Origin of the sequence: Agrobacterium sp. ICMP 6402 (assembly GCF_009498615.1) — a bacterium.
Lineage (GTDB): Bacteria > Pseudomonadota > Alphaproteobacteria > Rhizobiales > Rhizobiaceae > Agrobacterium > Agrobacterium burrii.
Window position 1 is genome coordinate 44301 of record NZ_QSNV01000001.1, and the last position, 17563, is coordinate 61863.

14 protein-coding genes are annotated in these 17563 nt (G+C 59.4%); 13 read left to right on the plus strand and 1 reads right to left on the minus strand.

Features of this window, described 5'->3' with window-relative positions:
* Window positions 1–446 precede the first annotated feature (446 nt).
* The 13 genes from DXT96_RS00220 (at window position 447) to DXT96_RS00280 (ending at window position 13949) form a co-directional block, all read left to right on the plus strand.
* A complete protein-coding gene (locus DXT96_RS00220) occupies window positions 447–2042 on the plus strand; it encodes a globin-coupled sensor protein (protein WP_246670512.1) in 1596 nt (531 codons plus the stop codon).
* Window positions 2042–2341: an STAS domain-containing protein gene (locus tag DXT96_RS00225; RefSeq protein ID WP_153513153.1), complete on the plus strand. Its 300-nt coding sequence runs from the start codon at window positions 2042–2044 to the stop codon at window positions 2339–2341. Before DXT96_RS00220 ends, DXT96_RS00225 begins: the two co-directional genes overlap by 1 nt.
* On the plus strand, window positions 2338–2703 hold the full coding sequence (gene cheY1 / locus DXT96_RS00230; RefSeq protein ID WP_004439870.1) for a chemotaxis response regulator CheY1: 366 nt from the start codon (window positions 2338–2340) through the stop codon (window positions 2701–2703). The genes DXT96_RS00225 and cheY1 overlap by 4 nt, the downstream gene beginning before the upstream one ends.
* Window positions 2704–2719: 16 nt before the next feature.
* Entirely contained in the window at window positions 2720–4972 is a 2253-nt protein-coding gene (locus tag DXT96_RS00235; RefSeq protein ID WP_153513154.1) for a chemotaxis protein CheA, read from the plus strand.
* A 13-nt stretch (window positions 4973–4985) separates the two neighbouring features.
* On the plus strand, window positions 4986–5894 hold the full coding sequence (gene cheR, locus DXT96_RS00240; protein ID WP_153513155.1) for a protein-glutamate O-methyltransferase CheR: 909 nt from the start codon (window positions 4986–4988) through the stop codon (window positions 5892–5894).
* The gene (gene cheB, locus DXT96_RS00245) at window positions 5891–6946 is read left to right on the plus strand and encodes a protein-glutamate O-methylesterase CheB (protein ID WP_153513156.1); all 1056 of its coding nucleotides are present in this window, start codon (window positions 5891–5893) and stop codon (window positions 6944–6946) included. The genes cheR and cheB overlap by 4 nt, the downstream gene beginning before the upstream one ends.
* Window positions 6946–7335, plus strand: a complete 390-nt coding sequence (cheY2, locus tag DXT96_RS00250; protein WP_149898541.1) for a chemotaxis response regulator CheY2 — start codon at window positions 6946–6948, stop codon at window positions 7333–7335. The genes cheB and cheY2 overlap by 1 nt, the downstream gene beginning before the upstream one ends.
* On the plus strand, window positions 7332–7877 hold the full coding sequence (gene cheD / locus DXT96_RS00255) for a chemoreceptor glutamine deamidase CheD (RefSeq protein WP_046800555.1): 546 nt from the start codon (window positions 7332–7334) through the stop codon (window positions 7875–7877). The genes cheY2 and cheD overlap by 4 nt, the downstream gene beginning before the upstream one ends.
* Window positions 7878–7891: 14 nt before the next feature.
* Complete coding sequence (locus DXT96_RS00260; protein ID WP_153513157.1) at window positions 7892–8275, plus strand: hypothetical protein; 384 nt, start codon at window positions 7892–7894, stop codon at window positions 8273–8275.
* Between the two features lie 129 nt (window positions 8276–8404).
* Window positions 8405–10087: a flagellar basal-body MS-ring/collar protein FliF gene (gene fliF, locus DXT96_RS00265; RefSeq protein ID WP_194287511.1), complete on the plus strand. Its 1683-nt coding sequence runs from the start codon at window positions 8405–8407 to the stop codon at window positions 10085–10087.
* Window positions 10088–10457: 370 nt separating this feature from the next.
* Window positions 10458–11189 (plus strand): transcriptional regulator VisN, encoded by a 732-nt coding sequence (visN, locus tag DXT96_RS00270; protein WP_174375241.1) that lies wholly within the window; start codon window positions 10458–10460, stop codon window positions 11187–11189.
* Between the two features lie 53 nt (window positions 11190–11242).
* On the plus strand, window positions 11243–11944 hold the full coding sequence (visR, locus tag DXT96_RS00275) for a transcriptional regulator VisR (RefSeq protein ID WP_174375240.1): 702 nt from the start codon (window positions 11243–11245) through the stop codon (window positions 11942–11944).
* Window positions 11945–12101: 157 nt separating this feature from the next.
* Complete coding sequence (locus DXT96_RS00280; protein ID WP_153513159.1) at window positions 12102–13949, plus strand: methyl-accepting chemotaxis protein; 1848 nt, start codon at window positions 12102–12104, stop codon at window positions 13947–13949.
* A 53-nt stretch (window positions 13950–14002) separates the two neighbouring features.
* On the opposite strand, the gene DXT96_RS00285 is transcribed toward DXT96_RS00280, so the two are convergent.
* Window positions 14003–17512, minus strand: a complete 3510-nt coding sequence (locus tag DXT96_RS00285) for a NahK/ErcS family hybrid sensor histidine kinase/response regulator (RefSeq protein ID WP_371418753.1) — start codon at window positions 17510–17512, stop codon at window positions 14003–14005.
* Window positions 17513–17563 lie beyond the last annotated feature (51 nt).

Here is a 17563-nt window from a genome sequence, read left to right on the forward strand (position 1 = left end):
GATTTGTTTTAGGGGAAGCCGCACGCGCTTGTCCAGCGCACAGGCCGGAAAAACCGCCCGCGATGGCCGATTCCTTTTCGGTTTTGCCGGTTTGCGGCAAAGTGAGGGCGGCAACGGCTAAAAGCTTTTACAAATTTCACCGTTTGACGCCGGAGCCGATGTTTCTTAACTTTCAAGCAAGGAATTAACCATAAAGATTGATGGTATTTCCACGGCGGAATGGGGTTCTCTCCCCTTCCAGGCATGACGCCGCACTGCCGTACCGGGCCCGATCCGGTATTTTCGTTTCTTGGTTCAAGAAGGTCTGGCAAGCGTCGATGCCGCATCGTCCGCGATGGGTATGTTCGTTCAAAAATCCGCGAAGGGTGCTGACGTTCTGAACCTTGGTCAATTTGGCCGGGTTCCTCCGGCCGTCATGGTGTTGGGGACGTCGGTTGGGGCAGGATTTGCCATCAGATCAAGCGCGCAGATCGGCAGGTGCAAGCCTGGCGGGACGGCTTCGCTTTGCCGGCCTCGACGAGACGCAATCCGATTTCCTGCGCAATTATCGCGGCATGCTCGAGCCTTACGTCAAGGCCGGTCTGCGGGACGTGATGAACCGTTTCCAGTCGATGCCCGACTGTTCACCGTCTTTCGAAAGCGAAAACCAGCTTGATCGCCTGCACGACCTGCAATCCTCGCACTGGAGTGTGCTGACGGATGCGCGTTTCGATGCGCTTTATGCCGAGCGGGTGAAGGTTCTTTCTGACAATGCCGGCCGCATGGGTCTCGATCCGCGCTGGCAGATCGCCAGTCACGCGGTCGTTCTTGAACATCTGCTCGGTGGGCTGGTGGCCGAACATGCGCCACGCTCCATCCTGCCCGGTAACCGCAAGAAAACCCGCGAACTGGCGGAAGCCGTGAAAAACGTCGTCCGTCTGGTGATGGTCGATACCGAGATCGCCGTCTCGCTGCGGTTTAATGAATTGCGCCTGCGCCATGGCCGCGAATTGGCGGAACAGCGCGACAGCGACCGTTCGGAAGCGGCAACATTGCTGGGTGCGGCGCTGACATCCTTTGCCGCAGGCAACTTGCAGGCCCGCATCGGCGGCGATGTGCCGGAAGCCTATCGTGATGTTGCATCCTCGTTCAATACGGCGCTGGCGACCATCGGCGCATCGCTGATATCGGCGCAAAACGGTATCGGCGAGGCCGAAGCGCTAAGCGCGCGGTTTGCCGAAATGGGTCGTTCCATGGCCGAGCGTTCCGGCCAGCAGGCCGAAGCGCTTGCGGAAACCTCCCGTGCGATCCAGACGATGATCAGCGGCGCGGCCGAAAACGGCGTTCGCATATCGGCGACGGAGACGGCGGTTTCCCGCGCCCGTGAGGCAGCGGTCGAAAGCGGCAAGGCGATCGGCGAGGCGATCGATGCCATGTCGCACATCGAGCAATCCGCCGAGCAAATCGGCAGGATCATCGGCACGATTGATGAAATTGCGTTTCAGACGAACCTTCTCGCCCTCAATGCCGGTATCGAGGCGGCACGCGCTGGCGACAGCGGACGTGGTTTCGCCGTCGTCGCGCAGGAAGTGCGAGCCTTGGCGCAACGGTCTGCCGACGCTGCAAGAGAGATCAAAAGCCTCGTCGGCACCACGAAAACCCAGGTCGAGGGCGGCGTGCGCATGGTCAACCGCACGCAGGAGGCAATCGGCGGCGTCGTCCGGCAGGTGTCCGGCATCAACGACATGATCGCCGAAGTCTCCCGCCATACGGCCGACCAGGTCGGCGAGCTGCAATCGGTCGCTGCTGACATGAGTGAACACCAGCGGCAGGCGGGGCGGATCGCCGCCGATATAAGCGGCGGCGCCTCCGAGGCCGACGCACTTCACACCGTCATTCTCGAACTCGGCCGCACCATCAGGGAGTTCCGCATCGCCCGTCAGGGTCAGGCGGGGGCGATGGCCGTGGCGGAGCGTCAGGACACATCATTTATGGCCCGTGGGGATGACCGCACGGATTACGGCCAGGATTACCAACAATTCAGACGCCAAGGAGTCATGTAATGGCAGCCAGAAAAGCAGCTGAGGCGACGCTGAAACTGTCACCGGTGCTGGATCTCAACGAGGCATCGGCGCTGCACGGCAAGCTGATGACGCTGAGAGGAGCACCTTTGTCGGTGGATGCGTCCGAGGTTGAGCGTATCGGAGCACTTTGCGCCCAGGTCCTCATGGCCGGTGCGAAGTCCTGGGAGGAGGACGGCAAACCGTTCGGTTTTGCCAAGGCGTCCGATGCATTCGACAAGACCATGAAACTGATAGGCGTCGAAATCGATCATTTGCTCCTGAAGGAGATCAAGAAGTGAAGAAAAAAGTTCTTACCGTGGATGATTCCAGAACGATCCGGAACATGCTCCTGGTCACGCTCAACAATGCCGGTTTTGAAACCATTCAGGCCGAAGACGGCGTTGAAGGCCTCGAGGTGCTCGAGCAGAGCAACCCCGATGTCATCGTGACTGATATCAACATGCCCCGTCTTGATGGCTTCGGCTTTATCGAGGGTGTGCGCCGCAACGAGAAGTATCGGGCTATCCCGATCCTCGTTCTGACAACCGAAAGCGACGCAGAAAAGAAGAACCGCGCCCGTCAGGCCGGTGCGACCGGCTGGATCGTCAAGCCGTTCGATCCTGCGAAACTCATCGATGCCATTGAACGCGTAACCGCCTGATACGGGACATTTCACGATGGATATGAACGAAATCAAGGAAATCTTTTTCCAGGAATGCGAGGAGCAGCTCGCTGAACTGGAATCGGGGCTTCTTAAATTGAATGACGGCGACCGTGATCCGGAAACCGTCAACGCCGTTTTCCGTGCCGTTCATTCCATCAAGGGCGGGGCCGGCGCCTTCGGTCTGGATGATCTCGTGGCCTTCGCCCACGTTTTTGAAACGACCCTCGACTGCGTTCGCTCCAACAAGCTGGAACCGAGCCAGGATGTTCTCAAAGTCATGCTGCGCTCGGCCGACGTGCTGGCGGACCTGACCAATGCCGCAAGAGATGGCGGCAGCGTTGATGAAAGCCGCACCCGTGGTCTCGTCAAGGAACTGGAAGCGCTGGCCAATGGCGAAACGGTGCAGGTTTCCGCGCCGGCGCCGGTTGCGATAAAGGCTCCGGTTCCCGTCGCGCCCAAGCCGACGGATGACAGCGGTTTCGAGCCGATCCCGTTCTCCTTCTCCGATTTCGCTGACGAAACCACGCCGTTGATGGAAGCGCCGACCTTCCAGGTCAAGTTCAAGCCGCACGCGTCGCTTTATTCGAAAGGCAACGAGGCGGCGCTTCTCCTGCGCGATCTCTCGCGTGTCGGCGAAATGAGCGTCAATTGCGACATGTCGGAGCTTCCCACGCTCGACAAGCTCGACCCTGAAGCCTCGTATCTCTCCTGGACGGTTTCGATCACGACCGACAAGGGTGAAGAGGCTATCCGCAGCGTTTTTGAATTCGCCGAATGGGATTGCGATCTCGAAATTTCGCCGGTTCTTTCCGATGCCGCCGCGGACGAGGAAGAACTTCCGATGATCCCGGTTCCGTTCGATCTCTCGGCTCTCGATAGCGGACCGGAAGAAGAGCCCGCCGTCGCGCAGGAAGCGCCTTTTGTTGCCGCAGCCGTCGAGGCAGCAGTTGCAACGACCCAGATTGCTCAAAGCGTCAATGCCGCCATCGAAAAGCGCGAGGCGGCGGCAGCGCCCGCCGCAGCCCAGGCAAACGCAAATGCGGCCGCCAATGCGAATGTCGGCCAGACCATCCGCGTCGATCTCGACCGTGTCGACCGCCTGATCAACCTCGTTGGCGAGCTCGTCATCAATCAGGCAATGCTGTCGCAGAGCGTCATCGAAAACGATGCGAGCGGCACCTCCGCCGTCAATATGGGTCTCGACGAGCTGCAGCAGCTGACGCGCGAAATCCAGGACAGCGTCATGGCCATCCGCGCGCAGCCGGTGAAGCCGGTGTTCCAGCGCATGTCCCGTATCGTCCGCGAAGTCGCAGACATGATCGGCAAGCAGATCCGCCTCGTCACCGAAGGTGAAAACACCGAAGTCGACAAGACCGTCATCGACAAGCTGGCCGAGCCCCTGACCCACATGATTCGCAATGCCGTCGACCACGGCATCGAAACACCGGAAAAGCGCGAAGCGGCGGGCAAGAACCCTGAAGGCACCATCAAGCTTTCGGCGAAGCACCGCTCGGGCCGCATCCTGATCGAACTTCAGGACGACGGCGCCGGCATCAACCGCGAGCGCGTTCGCCAGAAGGCGATCGACAATGATCTCATTGCCGCCGATGCGAACCTGACCGACGAGGAGATCGACAATCTGATCTTCGCGCCGGGCTTCTCGACGGCAGACAAGATTTCCGACATTTCCGGCCGTGGCGTCGGCATGGATGTGGTCAAGCGTTCCATTCAGGCGCTTGGCGGCCGTATCAGCATCTCCTCGCGCCCCGGTCATGGTTCGACCTTCACCATGAGCCTGCCGCTGACGCTCGCCGTCCTCGACGGCATGGTGGTGACGGTGGCCGGTCAAACGCTTGTGGTGCCTTTGACCGCAATCGTCGAAACCCTGCAGCCGGAAGCGAAGAACATTCATTCCTTCGGCTCCAACCAGCGGCTGATCTCCATCCGCAATTCCTTCTGCCCGCTGGTTGATGTCGGACGCGTTCTGAATTTCCGTCCGACACAGGCCGATCCGGTCGAAGGTGTAGCCCTTCTGGTGGAATCGGAAGGCGGCGGCCAGCGCGCCCTGATGGTTGATGCGATCCAGGGTCAGCGTCAGGTCGTCATCAAGTCGTTGGAAGCCAACTATACCCATGTTCCGGGCATTGCCGCCGCAACTATTCTCGGTGACGGACGCGTTGCGCTCATTCTGGATGTCGATGCCATTGTCAGCGCTTCGCGCGGACAGCCCCTGAAGCAGGAAATGTCGCTTGCGGCGACAGGTTGAAAGCGGATCATCCATGGCAGCACTTAATCTCAGCGACCAGCGCCAGTCTCCGGACGACGTTCTTGCCAGCGGCGAATACCCGCTGACAAGACGCGATCTGTCGGAGATCGCTGCGATGATCTATGCGGATGCGGGCATCTATCTCAACGACACCAAGGCGTCGCTGGTCTATTCCCGCCTCTCGAAGCATATCCGCAATCTCGGCCTCTCCGGTTTCCGCGAATATTGCACGCTGGTCTCCTCAACCGAGGGCGCCCCGGCGCGGCGCGAAATGCTGTCGCACCTGACGACGAATTTCACGCGCTTCTTCCGCGAGAACCATCATTTCGAACATCTGCGTGACGGGGTCCTGCCGGGTCTCATTGCAAGAGCAAAGAGCGGTGGACGTGTCCGCATCTGGTCGGCGGCCTGTTCCGACGGGCAGGAACCCTATTCCATTGCCCTTACCGTGCTCGCCATGTTCCCGAATGCGGCGGACTACGATTTCAAAATTCTGGCGACCGACATCGACCCGAAGATTCTGGCGCAGGCCCGCGCCGGCGTTTACGACGACAACGCGCTCGAAACCGTGTCTCCCGCCATGCGCAAGCAATGGTTTACGGAGGTTGATGCCGGCGGTCGCCGCAAGTTCCGCATCGACGACAAGGTCAAGCGTCTCATCACCTTCAACGAACTGAATCTGATGACGCAATGGCCCTTCAAGGGCAATTTCGACGTCATTTTCTGCCGCAACGTCGTCATCTATTTCGATGAGCCAACGCAGACACGCATCTGGTCGCGTTTCGCAGGACTGCTGCCGGAAGGTGGTCATCTTTATATCGGCCATTCCGAACGCGTCTCCGGCGACGCCAAGAACCTGTTCGATAACACCGGCATCACCACCTACCGCTACATTGGTCACGCATCCGGGAGGAAGGCATGAGCGCACTCGCACGGGTACTCGTCGTCGATGATAGTCCAACGATGCGCGGCCTGATTTCGGCTGTCCTCAAGGCTGATCCGGAAGTCGAGGTGGTCGGACAGGCCGGCAACGCCATGGAAGCGAGAGCAGCTATCAAGCAGCTCAACCCCGATGTCGTGACACTCGACATCGAGATGCCGGAAATGAACGGCCTTGAATTCCTCGAAAAGATCATGCGCCTGCGGCCGATGCCGGTCATCATGGTCTCGTCGCTTACACATCGCGGTGCGGATGCCTCGCTCGCTGCCCTTGAAATCGGTGCTTTCGACTGCGTCGGCAAACCGGCTCCGGGTGATGCGCGTCCCTTTGGCGATCTCGCCGACAAGGTGAAAGCCGCCGCCCGCTCCCAGCATGCCGCCTATCGCGCGGCTCGTCCGGAAAGCGCGGCGGCAGTGCAGCCTACCCCGGTCAGCGATTATCGGGCCGGTCGCAAAGTCGTGGCCATCGGTTCATCCACGGGTGGGGTCGAGGCGCTGATCGCCGTGCTGCAAAAATTTCCGGCCAATTGCCCGCCGACCGTCATCACCCAGCACATGCCGTCGACCTTCACCAAGAGTTTCGCCGAGCGGCTGAACCGCATCTGCGCGCCCGTCGTGGAAGAAGCGACGGATGGCGCACGGCTGCAAACGGGCAAGATTTATCTCGCGCCGGGCGGCGAGCGCCACCTGCAGATCGCCAACCGCGCAGCACCCTGCTGCCGGCTCATCGAGCGTGACCCGGTCAACGGCCATCGCCCCTCTGTCGATGTCCTGTTCGATTCTGTGGCCGAGCTTGCCGGACGCAACGCCGTCGGCGTCATTCTCACCGGCATGGGCCGTGATGGCGCGGCCGGACTGCTGAAAATGCGGCATGCCGGTGCGCGCACCGTCGGCCAGAATGAAAAAACCTGCGTCGTCTACGGCATGCCCCGCGTGGCGTATGAGCTTGGCGCCGTTGAACAGCAATTGCCGCTGGCCTCCATCGGCGAAGAAATCCTGAAACTAACCACTGCCCGCAAAGAAGGTACTGACTAATGTCTCTCGCAGAAAAGATCAAAGTTCTGATCGTTGACGATCAGGTGACCAGCCGGCTGCTCCTCAGCGATGCGCTGACACAGCTCGGCTTCAAGCAGATCACTTCCGCCGGCGATGGCGAGCAGGGATTGAAGATCATGGAGCAGCAGCCCCATCATCTCGTCATCTCCGACTTCAACATGCCGAAAATGGACGGTCTCGGTTTCCTGCACGCCGTGCGGGCCAACCCGACCCTCAAAAAGGCGGCCTTCATCATCCTCACCGCGCAGGGTGACCGCGCGCTGGTGCAGAAGGCGGCGCAGCTCGGTGCGAACAACGTGCTGGCCAAGCCTTTCACCATCGACAAGATGCGTGCAGCCATCGAGGCGGTTTTCGGATCGCTGAAATGATTGAAGCTGCGGCCAAACGCGTACATATCATTCAGGGCGAGTACAAGGTTGTCAGCGATCCCGACGTGGTCATGACGACGATACTCGGTTCGTGCGTGGCCGCCTGTCTGAGAGATCCCGTTGCCGGCCTTGGAGGAATGAACCATTTCCTGCTGCCGGGAACGGGCAATGTGACCGGGGGAGATGCGACGCGTTACGGCGTGCATCTCATGGAACTTCTGATCAACGGCCTTCTGAAGAAGGGCGCCCGCCGCGACCGGCTGGAGGCCAAGGTTTTCGGCGGCGCAAAGACGATCGCCAGCTTCTCGAATGTCGGTGAACAGAACGCCATCTTCGCCATGCAGTTTCTGAAAGATGAAGGCATTCCTGTCATAAGCTCCTCCACGGGCGGAGAGCATGGCCGCAAGATCGAGTTCTGGCCGGTCTCTGGTCGCGCGCGTCAGCATCCGCTCAGCGGCGCGGAAACCCAGAAGACGGTCGCCATGGAAACGCGTCCGGTGCCGGCCCCAAAGCCCGTCGCCAACGACATCGAATTTTTCTAGTCACGGAGTTTCCAATGCAGATTGCAGACCACGCCGGTACCGCTCCGTTCGAAGAAGCCCTGCCGGATGTTCTCATGCGCGTGGTGTCGGAATTGCACGACGTCGCCTATCTCATCGAACGTATCGAGCCGCAGCTGCTGGAAGTGACCAGCGGTCAATTGTCCGGCGACGGCATCAAGCTGTTGCAGGGTATTGATCTCGCCGTCCAGAAGACCCGCGGTCTTGCCGAATTCATCGACACCGTCACCGGTTCCATTCCCGGTGAATGGATCGTCGATGTCTCCACGGCGCTCAGCCTCGTCAAGCTTGCCGAAATGCAAAAAGCGCTGGGCGCCGCCTTCCGCCATGGCCATTCCCAGCCGCTGGACAAGGCTTCCGGCGACTTCGACCTGTTTTAGACCATATTCCCGCCGACGTTCCTTTCCTCGCTGAATGCGGAGAAAGGCAACGCTCGCGCAAGCTTCGCACCCTATTGTCATTACGGGGCCAAAAGGTCTCGGATTCTATGAATGACGGTGCGGAACAGAATGAATCTGTTAAATCAAATCCCTCAGGTCCTGAAAAATATCGCGGCGCTGGGTCAGACACGGTTGCTGATGCTGGGCGGCGTGGGCGTTTTGTCCATGGCCGTTATCCTTGCAGCAGCTCTCTACGTGAACCGTCCCGCTTACGAGACCCTTTATGTCGGGCTTGAAAAAAGCGACCTCAACAAGATCAGCATTGCGCTTGCCGAATCGGGGCTGGACTTTCAGGTCGGAACCGACGGTTCGAGCCTTCAGGTTCCCGTAGGGCTTACCAGCAAGGCAAGGCTGCTTTTGGCCGAGCGCGGTCTGCCTGATAGCGCCAATGCCGGTTACGAGCTTTTCGACAATGTCGGTTCTCTCGGCCTGACCTCCTTCATGCAGGAAGTGACGCGCGTTCGTGCCCTTGAGGGTGAGATTAGCCGCTCCATCCAGCAGATCGACGGGATTGCGGCTGCACGCGTCCATATCGTCATGCCTGATGTCGGCAATTTCCGCCGTGGCGAACAGAAGCCCACCGCATCGGTCATGATCCGCGCCAGCGCCACCGCAGGTCGCAAGGCGTCCGCCTCCATCCGTCACCTCGTCGCCTCGGCCGTTCCCGGCCTTGAAGTTGATGACGTGACCCTGCTCGATTCCACCGGCCAGCTTCTCGCTTCCGGCGACGATGTCACCAACGCCGCCATGAACCGCTCGCTGACACTGGCGCAGAATGTCCAGCAGGAAATCACCACCAATATCGATAAGGCGCTGGCGCCTTTCCTTGGCATGGACAATTTCCGCTCCAGCGTCACGGCGCAGCTGAACACCGACAGCCGCCAGATTCAGGAAACCGTCTACGATCCGGAATCGCGTGTCGAGCGCTCTGTTCGCACGGTAAAGGAAGACCAGAAATCCCAGGAGACGCAGCCGGATACGGCAGCGACCGTGGAACAGAACGTGCCGCAGGCTGCCCCTCAGGGCGGCGCTGGCGGCCCGCAGTCTTCCGACCAGTCGGCCAAGAAGGAAGAGCAGACCAATTACGAGATCAACTCGAAAACGGTCGCCACGGTCAAGAACGGCTATACCGTCGAGAAGATTTCAGTTGCCGTGGTCGTCAACAAGGGCCGTATTGCCAAGATGGTCGGCGAACCCGTCGATCAGGCCAAGATCGACGCCTATCTTGCCGAAATGCAGAAGATCGTGACGTCGGCGGCAGGCATCTCTTCGGATCGTGGCGATATCGTCACGCTGACGGCAATGGACTTCCTGGAAACGCAATTGCTCGACGAGGCCACCAGCGGTCCGGGCGTCATGGAAGTGCTGAGCCGCAATTCCGCCGGCATCATCAACTCGCTCGCTTTCGTCGCCGTCGCTTTCCTCGTCATCTGGCTCGGTGTGCGTCCCCTGGTCCGCACGGTTGCCGGCAATGGTGCGGCTGCCGGTCAGCTCAGCCAGGAGACCGCCGGTCTCGAACTGCCGGATTTCTCTCCCGGCATGGATGCAGGTGCTGGTGGTCTTATGGAAGGTTTCGGAGCGGATTTCGGCTTCGACAGCACCGACGATCTTCTGGCCGGTGGCGACAGCGAAGGCACCTTCAACCGCCGGGTTCGCGAAGGACCGGAACGCAGGCTCTCCCGCATGGTGGAAATCAGCGAGGAAAGAGCAGCCAAGATCCTGCGCAAATGGGCGGTGGAAAAAGCAGCGTGATTTTGAAAAGGCCGGGTTTACCCGGCCTTTTTTGCATTTTCCGGCTTTTTACTATCCTTGGTCGTCGGCCCGTGGCATTCTCGTTTCAGGACAGCATTTACAAATCATTCATCAACGATACAGTTTGCTGGGAATAGGCTGAGAATGCCGATTATGAATCAGCCAGCTTTTCAGTATGTTTTTTTAGCAATAGACGAATGAGGAAATACGTGGAAAGGCTGTTGTCAGGTAATGGCAAATTCCGGTCGGTTCCATAAAATGAAATGATTCGGTCTCCGGGGGCGCGCCATTCCGTTTTGGTAAGCTTCTTGAATGGAATGATTCCATCCCGAGGTATAATCTCCCGTTGGGAGCAAGAGGGCGTAGGCGATTGAAAGTCGATGTTGATATCCGCAGGCTGTCTGCCAAGCCTATGGAGGGCATGGGTAAGCCCTTGCCGCGCGACCAGCTTGCCAAAAATGTCGCAGCCACGGCCGCTGCCGGTAACGTTGCAGGTGCACTGGATCTGCTTGTAACTTACGCCGGCGCCTCGCATTATCTGCTGGCGCGGGATGATCTTCTCGAAGAAACCGGGCTGAAATTCATCGTCACATCCGACTGGCCTTTCGATCTGGTACGAAGGCTGGGTATTGAACTGACGAACAGCCAGAACAGATCGAGCGAAATGGAAAAATGCCTTTCGCTTCTGCGGCCACGATTATTGTTTCTTCCTGACGACGTTTCTGTTCCCTACGGTATCGACCGGCAATATTCCGCACTGTCCTTCTGCGTAGGCCGCATCCGGCTTTCCCTCCTGCTGCTGTTTCCCGAACACGTTGTTCCTTCACCGGAGCGTTTGCGCGAAATCGCCCTGCTAACAGGTTATTGCATCAGTTTCGGCATCGCCAGCGAAGCAAAGCCTGTGCGTGATATCGATCTTACCGAGCGCGAGCTCGAATGCCTGTTCTGGATTGCAGAAGGCAAGACAAGCGACGAAATTGCGATGATCCTTGGCATTTCGCGCAATACGATCAATAATTACATTACAAGCGTGATGCGTAAAACCGCGACAAAAACCCGCTCGGAGGCAATTGCCTACGCCGTGCGCAACAACCTCGTATAATGGTCGGACGGATGGTACAGACGAAAGACAATGAGGGTACAGGTCAAACGGGCATGTTTTACCGCACTCCTGTCGCAACGAGCCGGTCGGATCTGTTTCCGAAGCTCGTCGCCATGCAGAAGCTGGTCGGCGCGCGAAATTTCGTGGTGACGAAGGCTGCCGCTTCCGGTTTCCCCAACAAGAAGAAGATGACCTGCGAGCTGGAAAACTGGGGCATGAATGCCGCAGAGCAGAGCACGCAGTTCATCCGCGCGGTCGGTGATATTCTTCTCGATCATATCGAGACGTCGCTGTTGCCGGTTATCTGGCGCAACAAGAACGCCGGCGGCTTTGCCGATCTTCCGGATGTTCCGGCGTTGCTGCGCCGGATCGAAAACGACACGTTGCCCTATGCGGGGCTGGCCATGCCGGTGCGGCTCGGCACCATCGGCAATGGTTACATCGTTTTCTGCGGCACCAATCTCGTCCTCGACAACGAGGTCGTCATCGAGCAGCACATCAAATGCTGCGAGATCATGGTGGACATGCTGGCGCTCGACGAGCGCAAGGCGGCACCCTCGGAAGCACTGAGCGAGAGGGAAATCGCCTGCCTGCAACTGGCGGGTGACGGCCGTATCAGTGAAGAGATCGCGGTCAAGCTCGGGCTTTCCGTGCACACGGTCAATGCCTATCTCGGTTCCGCGACGATCAAGCTCGATTCCGTCAACCGTATTCAGGCAATCGCCAAGGCTATCCGGCTCGGCTATATCCATTGATTGCGGACGGGGTTTTCCCGTCCTGCAAATCCGGCCATCTCGAGGGTCGCTGACCGTGGTATTCCTGCCGACGGGGCATGATTCATGTGCCTTATTTCGCGTTTTTTAACAGTTGCCAACTAGAACTGTCGCAGGTTTGGCTTTGGGGAACTGTTTCATGCACAACCGGCTCTTTAAGACCGTTGCGAGTAAGGTCGTCGCACTGACGATTGGCTTGATCATGCTCAGCGTGGCGGCAGTTGGTTTTTCCACCTACATGCGCCTGAAGGACAATATCATTACCACCGCGCTGCGCGATACCAACAGTGCGATGCGCGGCATGGCGATCCTCTACGAGATGAAGGTCGGTGGCGTCACCCTCGACATGGGTGATGGACCGCTGAAGAGCGTCAGCCGCGCCAGTATCGGGACGCTGCGCGATAACGACCTTGTTGATCGCACCGCGGCCGGAAACGGCGGCATCGCCACAATTTTTGAAACCAAGGCCGGTGAATATGTCCGTATCACCACCAATCTGAAAAACGAGAAGGGCGAACGGGCGGCAGGCACCAAGCTTGCCACCGATCATCCTGCTTTCGAAAAAGTCAGCAAGGGGGAAGCATATTTCGGTCCGGCCACGCTTTTCGGCGTCAATTACATGACCGGTTACATGCCGGTTACCAACAAGACCGGAGCCACCGTCGGCATTCTTTTCGTCGGCGTTCCCATGGCCGTCTATGAAGCCCAGATATTCGGCCTGCGCGACCTGATGTTGATCTGCGGCGCGCTGGCCATGGTCGGTGTCGGGCTGCTCGCCTATTTCGTTATCAGGCGCACGCTGCAGCCGCTGGGTAAGCTGACCGATGCGGTGAAGTCTCTTTCTGAGGGTAATCTCGAAACGCCAATCCCCTATGCCACCAACACCAACGAATTCGGTAACATTGCCCGCGCGCTGGTGATCTTCCGCGAGAACGCACTTGAGAAACTCGCCATCGAAGGACGAAGCGCCGATGAACGCTCCGTGGCGGAATCCGAACGCCATCGTAACGACGCTGAAAAGCAGGAGCTGGACAGCCAGATCGAATTCGCGGTCAGCGAGATCGCATCCGGTCTCGGCAGGCTCTCGCGTGGCGATCTGAGCCGTACGATCGAGACACCTTTCGCCGGCCGTCTGGACCGTCTGCGCACGGATTTCAACGGTTCCCTGCTCAATCTGCGCGATGCGCTGGGACAGATCCGTGAGCGGACGCTGATCATCCAGCATAGCGGCTTTGAAATCGAGCAGTCCTCGGTTGACCTGTCGAAGCGAACCGAAAATCAGGCGGCCTCGCTGGAAGAGACCGCAGCTGCCGTCGAGGAAATCACCGCGACGGTCAGATCGTCGGCCGAGCGGGCGCGGGAGGCCAATGAGGCCGTCCGCATTACCAAGCAGAGCGCCGACAGTTCCGGTTCGGTCGTCAGCAATGCCGTTGATGCCATGGGACGCATCGAAGGCGCTTCCCGCAAGATCGAGCAGATCATTGAGGTCATCGACGATATCGCCTTCCAGACCAATCTCCTCGCCTTGAATGCCGGCATCGAGGCGGCGCGTGCGGGTGAGGCGGGCAAGGGTTTTGCCGTGGTGGCGCAGGAAGTGCGCGAACTGGCGCAACGCTCCGCCGACGCAGCGCGTGAAATCAAGCAGCTCATCAACCAGTCGACGCACGAAGTCAGCACCGGCTCGAAACTGGTGCAGGAGGCGGGCACGGTTCTTTCCGCCATCAGCCAGCAGATCGTCACCGTCAGCCAGCACGTCGAAACCATCGCGACGGCGACGCAGGACCAGTCTTCCGCGCTTCACAACGTCAACGGTTCCGTCAACCAGATGGACCAGATGACACAGCAGAATGCAGCCCTTGCCGAACAATCGAGTGCGGCGAGCCGGGTGCTGTCCGGCGAGGTGGAGGCCTTGCTCGATCTCGTCCAGCGTTTCCAGATGGAGCAGGGTTCGGCGGCGGGCAGGGATCGATTGAACCGGGCCGCCTGATATCCCCAATTTGCAAAATCAAAAACTCCCGGATCGCAAGGTCCGGGAGTTTTTTATTCCGCGGCTGCCCGTGCCGTGCTGGAGACCTGGTTGATATAGGCGCGCAGCGCCGCCGGTTTGACCGGTTTGTGTTGAACGGAAATACCGTATTTTTCGGCATCGCTGCGAACTTCCGGACTGCGATCCGCCGTCACCAGCAGGGCAGGGATCGACTTGCCATAGAAAGTCCGGATGAGGCGGATGGCGCTGATGCCGTCACCATCATCGAGATGGTAATCGGCGATGATGACATCCGGTGCTGCGGTGAGTTTCAGGAAGGGTTCCTCCAGCGCTGCCACCGAACCTGCCGGCAGAACTTCGCAGCCCCATCCCGTCAGCAACAGCGTCATGCCCTCGAGGATTTTCGGCTCATTGTCGATGCACAGGACACGCACCCCCTGAAGGCGGTCGCTTGCCGCCGAGTTGGTGACAGTGCTGCCGGATTTGGCGGGCGTCACGCGGTCTGATTCACGCGGCAGATGAATGCGGAAGGTCGTACCCTTGCCGGGCGTCGAAATCAGCTGCACGGGATGGTGCAGCATGCGCGACAGCCGGTCGACAATGGAAAGGCCGAGCCCGAGGCCGGAGGCCGTTTTTGCTCCCTCGTCCAGCCGGGCGAATTCCTTGAAGACGGTGCGGAATTTGGATGCGGGAATGCCGATGCCGGAATCCGTCACCTGAATGACGACTTCGCCGCCCCGGCGGCGGGCACCGACCACCACCTTACCTTTCAGCGTATATTTGATGGCGTTCGACACCAGATTTTGCACCAGCCGCCGCAGGAGATTGGGGTCGGAACGGACCGTGAGCGAGGTGGGCATGACCACGAGGTCGAGGTTCTTTTCCTGCGCCATCGGTGCGAAATCGGTTTCGATGCGTTTCAGCAGCTCATTCAGCGGCACCGATGTCATGCGCGCCTTCATCGAACCCGTGTCGAGGCGGGAAATATCGAGAACAGCGCCGAGAATGGTTTCGACCGATTCCAGCGCTGAATCAATATTGTGGACGAGGTCGCTTTCTCCCGAAGCGCCAAGCCGTTCGACAAGCGAGGAGGAATAGAGGCGCGCGGCATTGAGCGGCTGGAGAATGTCGTGACCGGCGGCGGCGAAAAACCGTGTCTTGCCGATATTCGCCTCATCGGCGGATGCCCTTGCCTCCGCCAGTTCGCGGTTGACGCGGGTAAGCTCGACGGTTCGTTCCGCCACGCGCTGCTCCAGCGTCTCGTTTGCCTGTTTCAGCGCCTGATCGCTCGCTACCCGCTGCGTAATGTCGGTGAAGGTGGCGACGATGCCTTTGTCCGGCATGGTGTTGGACCGCACCTCGATGATGCGCTCACCGCCGGCCAGCACCAGCGAGAAGGGCAGGTCCATGGTCAGGAAACTGGTGATCAGCTCGTCCGTATCTCCGGCCGGCATGTCGCCGCGCTCCTGCAGCATGGAGACGATATCCGTCAGCGGCACGCCCACCTGGCCGAATTGTTCCGGCAGATCCAGCAGGGTGCGGAAGCGCCGGTTCCAGATGGTCAGCTGCTGCGAGCTGTCGAAAACGGCGATGCCCTGATCCATCTGCGCCAGCGCCGTTTGCAGCATGTCCTGATTATATTGCAGGGCTTCGCTCGCCTGATCGAGCAGCCAGGCGGTGTCTGCGCTGGTATCCTCCGCCTTCTGGAGAATGATCGACAGCACAAGCCGGGCCGAGGAGGAGCCGATGGCGCTGCCCAGCAATTGTTCGGAAAAATGGATCAGCGCCATATCCGCCGGCTGGTCGTCATTGAGCTTCCGGCCCGCTGTCTTCTCATAGGTCGCGAGCGAACGCAGCATGCGTTCTTCGCCGAGATAACGGGCGATTGCGCTTTTGAGGTCACCGACACTGACGCGGGTTTTCCAGCCGCGCGTGGCGAATTGTGATTTCGAGTGGCGCTTGACGAAAATGCCGGACTGGATGCGCTCCACCGGCCGCGGGTTGCGCGATAGCGAGCCGAGCACGAAGGCCATGCTGTTGACGAGGAGGCTGAGGATGACCGCATTTACGAAAGGATCGGCTTCGGGACCGTTGAAGACGGTGCTGCCGGAAAACAGGAAACCGAGAATATTCGCAGCCACCTCGGAATTATCAGGCCCGCCGAAGCTCGGCAAAAACAGCAGATAGGCCCAGACAATAAAGCCTGAGCTGAGGCCGGCAATTGCGCCGCGGGCATTGGCGCGCCGCCAGAACAGGCCGCCGAAAAGGGCAGGGGCCATCTGGGCGATGGCGGCGAATGCCAGGAAGCCGATGGAGGCAAGCCCCGTCGCGCTGTCGGCGGCGCGATAATAAAAGTAACCCAGCAGCATCACCGCGAAGATCGCCGTCCTGCGGATATTGAGCAGCGTTTTGGCGAAATTGTCCCGGTGCGGCGAGCGGTTCAACAGCTTCTGCCGCAGAAAGATCGGCATGACGATGTCGTTGGAAATCATGATCGACAGCGCCACCGAAGCAACGATAACCATTGCGGTCGCCGCCGAAAATCCGCCGATGAAGGTGATCAGGGATACGACCGGCATCTGATGCGTAAGCGGCAGTTGCAGGACGTAGAGATCGGCGCTGCCGTTTGCGCCGAGCGTCAGAATGCCGGCGAGCGCGATCGGCAGCACGAAGATGTTGATGGCGATGAGATAGAGCGGCAGCAGGAAACCTGCCATGCGCAACTCTTCCGGCGTGCGGTTTTCCACCACGGTGACGTGGAACTGGCGCGGCAGCAGGATGATGGCGAAGCCGGATAGCAGGGTCATGACGATCCAGCGGCTGACGGGCGTGTGATAGGATATGGCCCGCATGGCCTGTTCATTCTCCGTGGCGAGCCGCCACAGATGCACAGGCCCGTCGAAAAGGACGAACAGCACGTAAAAGCCGACGGTGCACATGGCGACCAGCTTGACCAGCGATTCCATCGAAATCGCCAGAATGAGCCCGTCCTGATGTTCTGTCGCGTCGGTGTGGCGGGTCCCGAACATGACGGCGAAACCGGCCATGACGATGGTGACGACCAGCGGCAGATCGAGGAAATAGAGATTGCCGCTGCCGATGCCATAGTCACCGGGATCGACCATCGTCGCCACCGAATTGGAAACGGCTTTCAGCTGCAGGGCGATATAGGGAATGGCGCCAACGAGTGCGATGATGGCGACGATCATCGCCACGGTGGAGTTCTTGCCGTAACGGGCGGCGATGAAATCCGCAACCGATGTCAGCTTTTCGGTTTTGGCGAGCTCGACGATGCGGCGAATGATCGGCATGCCGATGGTGAAGGCAAGGATCGGCCCGGTATAGATGCCCAGGAACTCCAGCCCCTTGTCCGCCGCAAGCCCGACGCCGCCGAAATAGGTCCAGGAGGTGCAATAGATCGCCAGGCTGAGCGCATAAACGAACGGCCGCCCCTTTTTCGGGGCGTTTCTTTTCCGGCTGTTTCTATCCCCGAAGCTTGCAACCGCAAACAGCAGCAGGACATAAGCGAAGGCCGAACCGAATATGATCCACCCAGGAAGCACGCATCCTCCCCATGCAAGAATTCCCTGATATGAGCATAGGCGAATTCCATG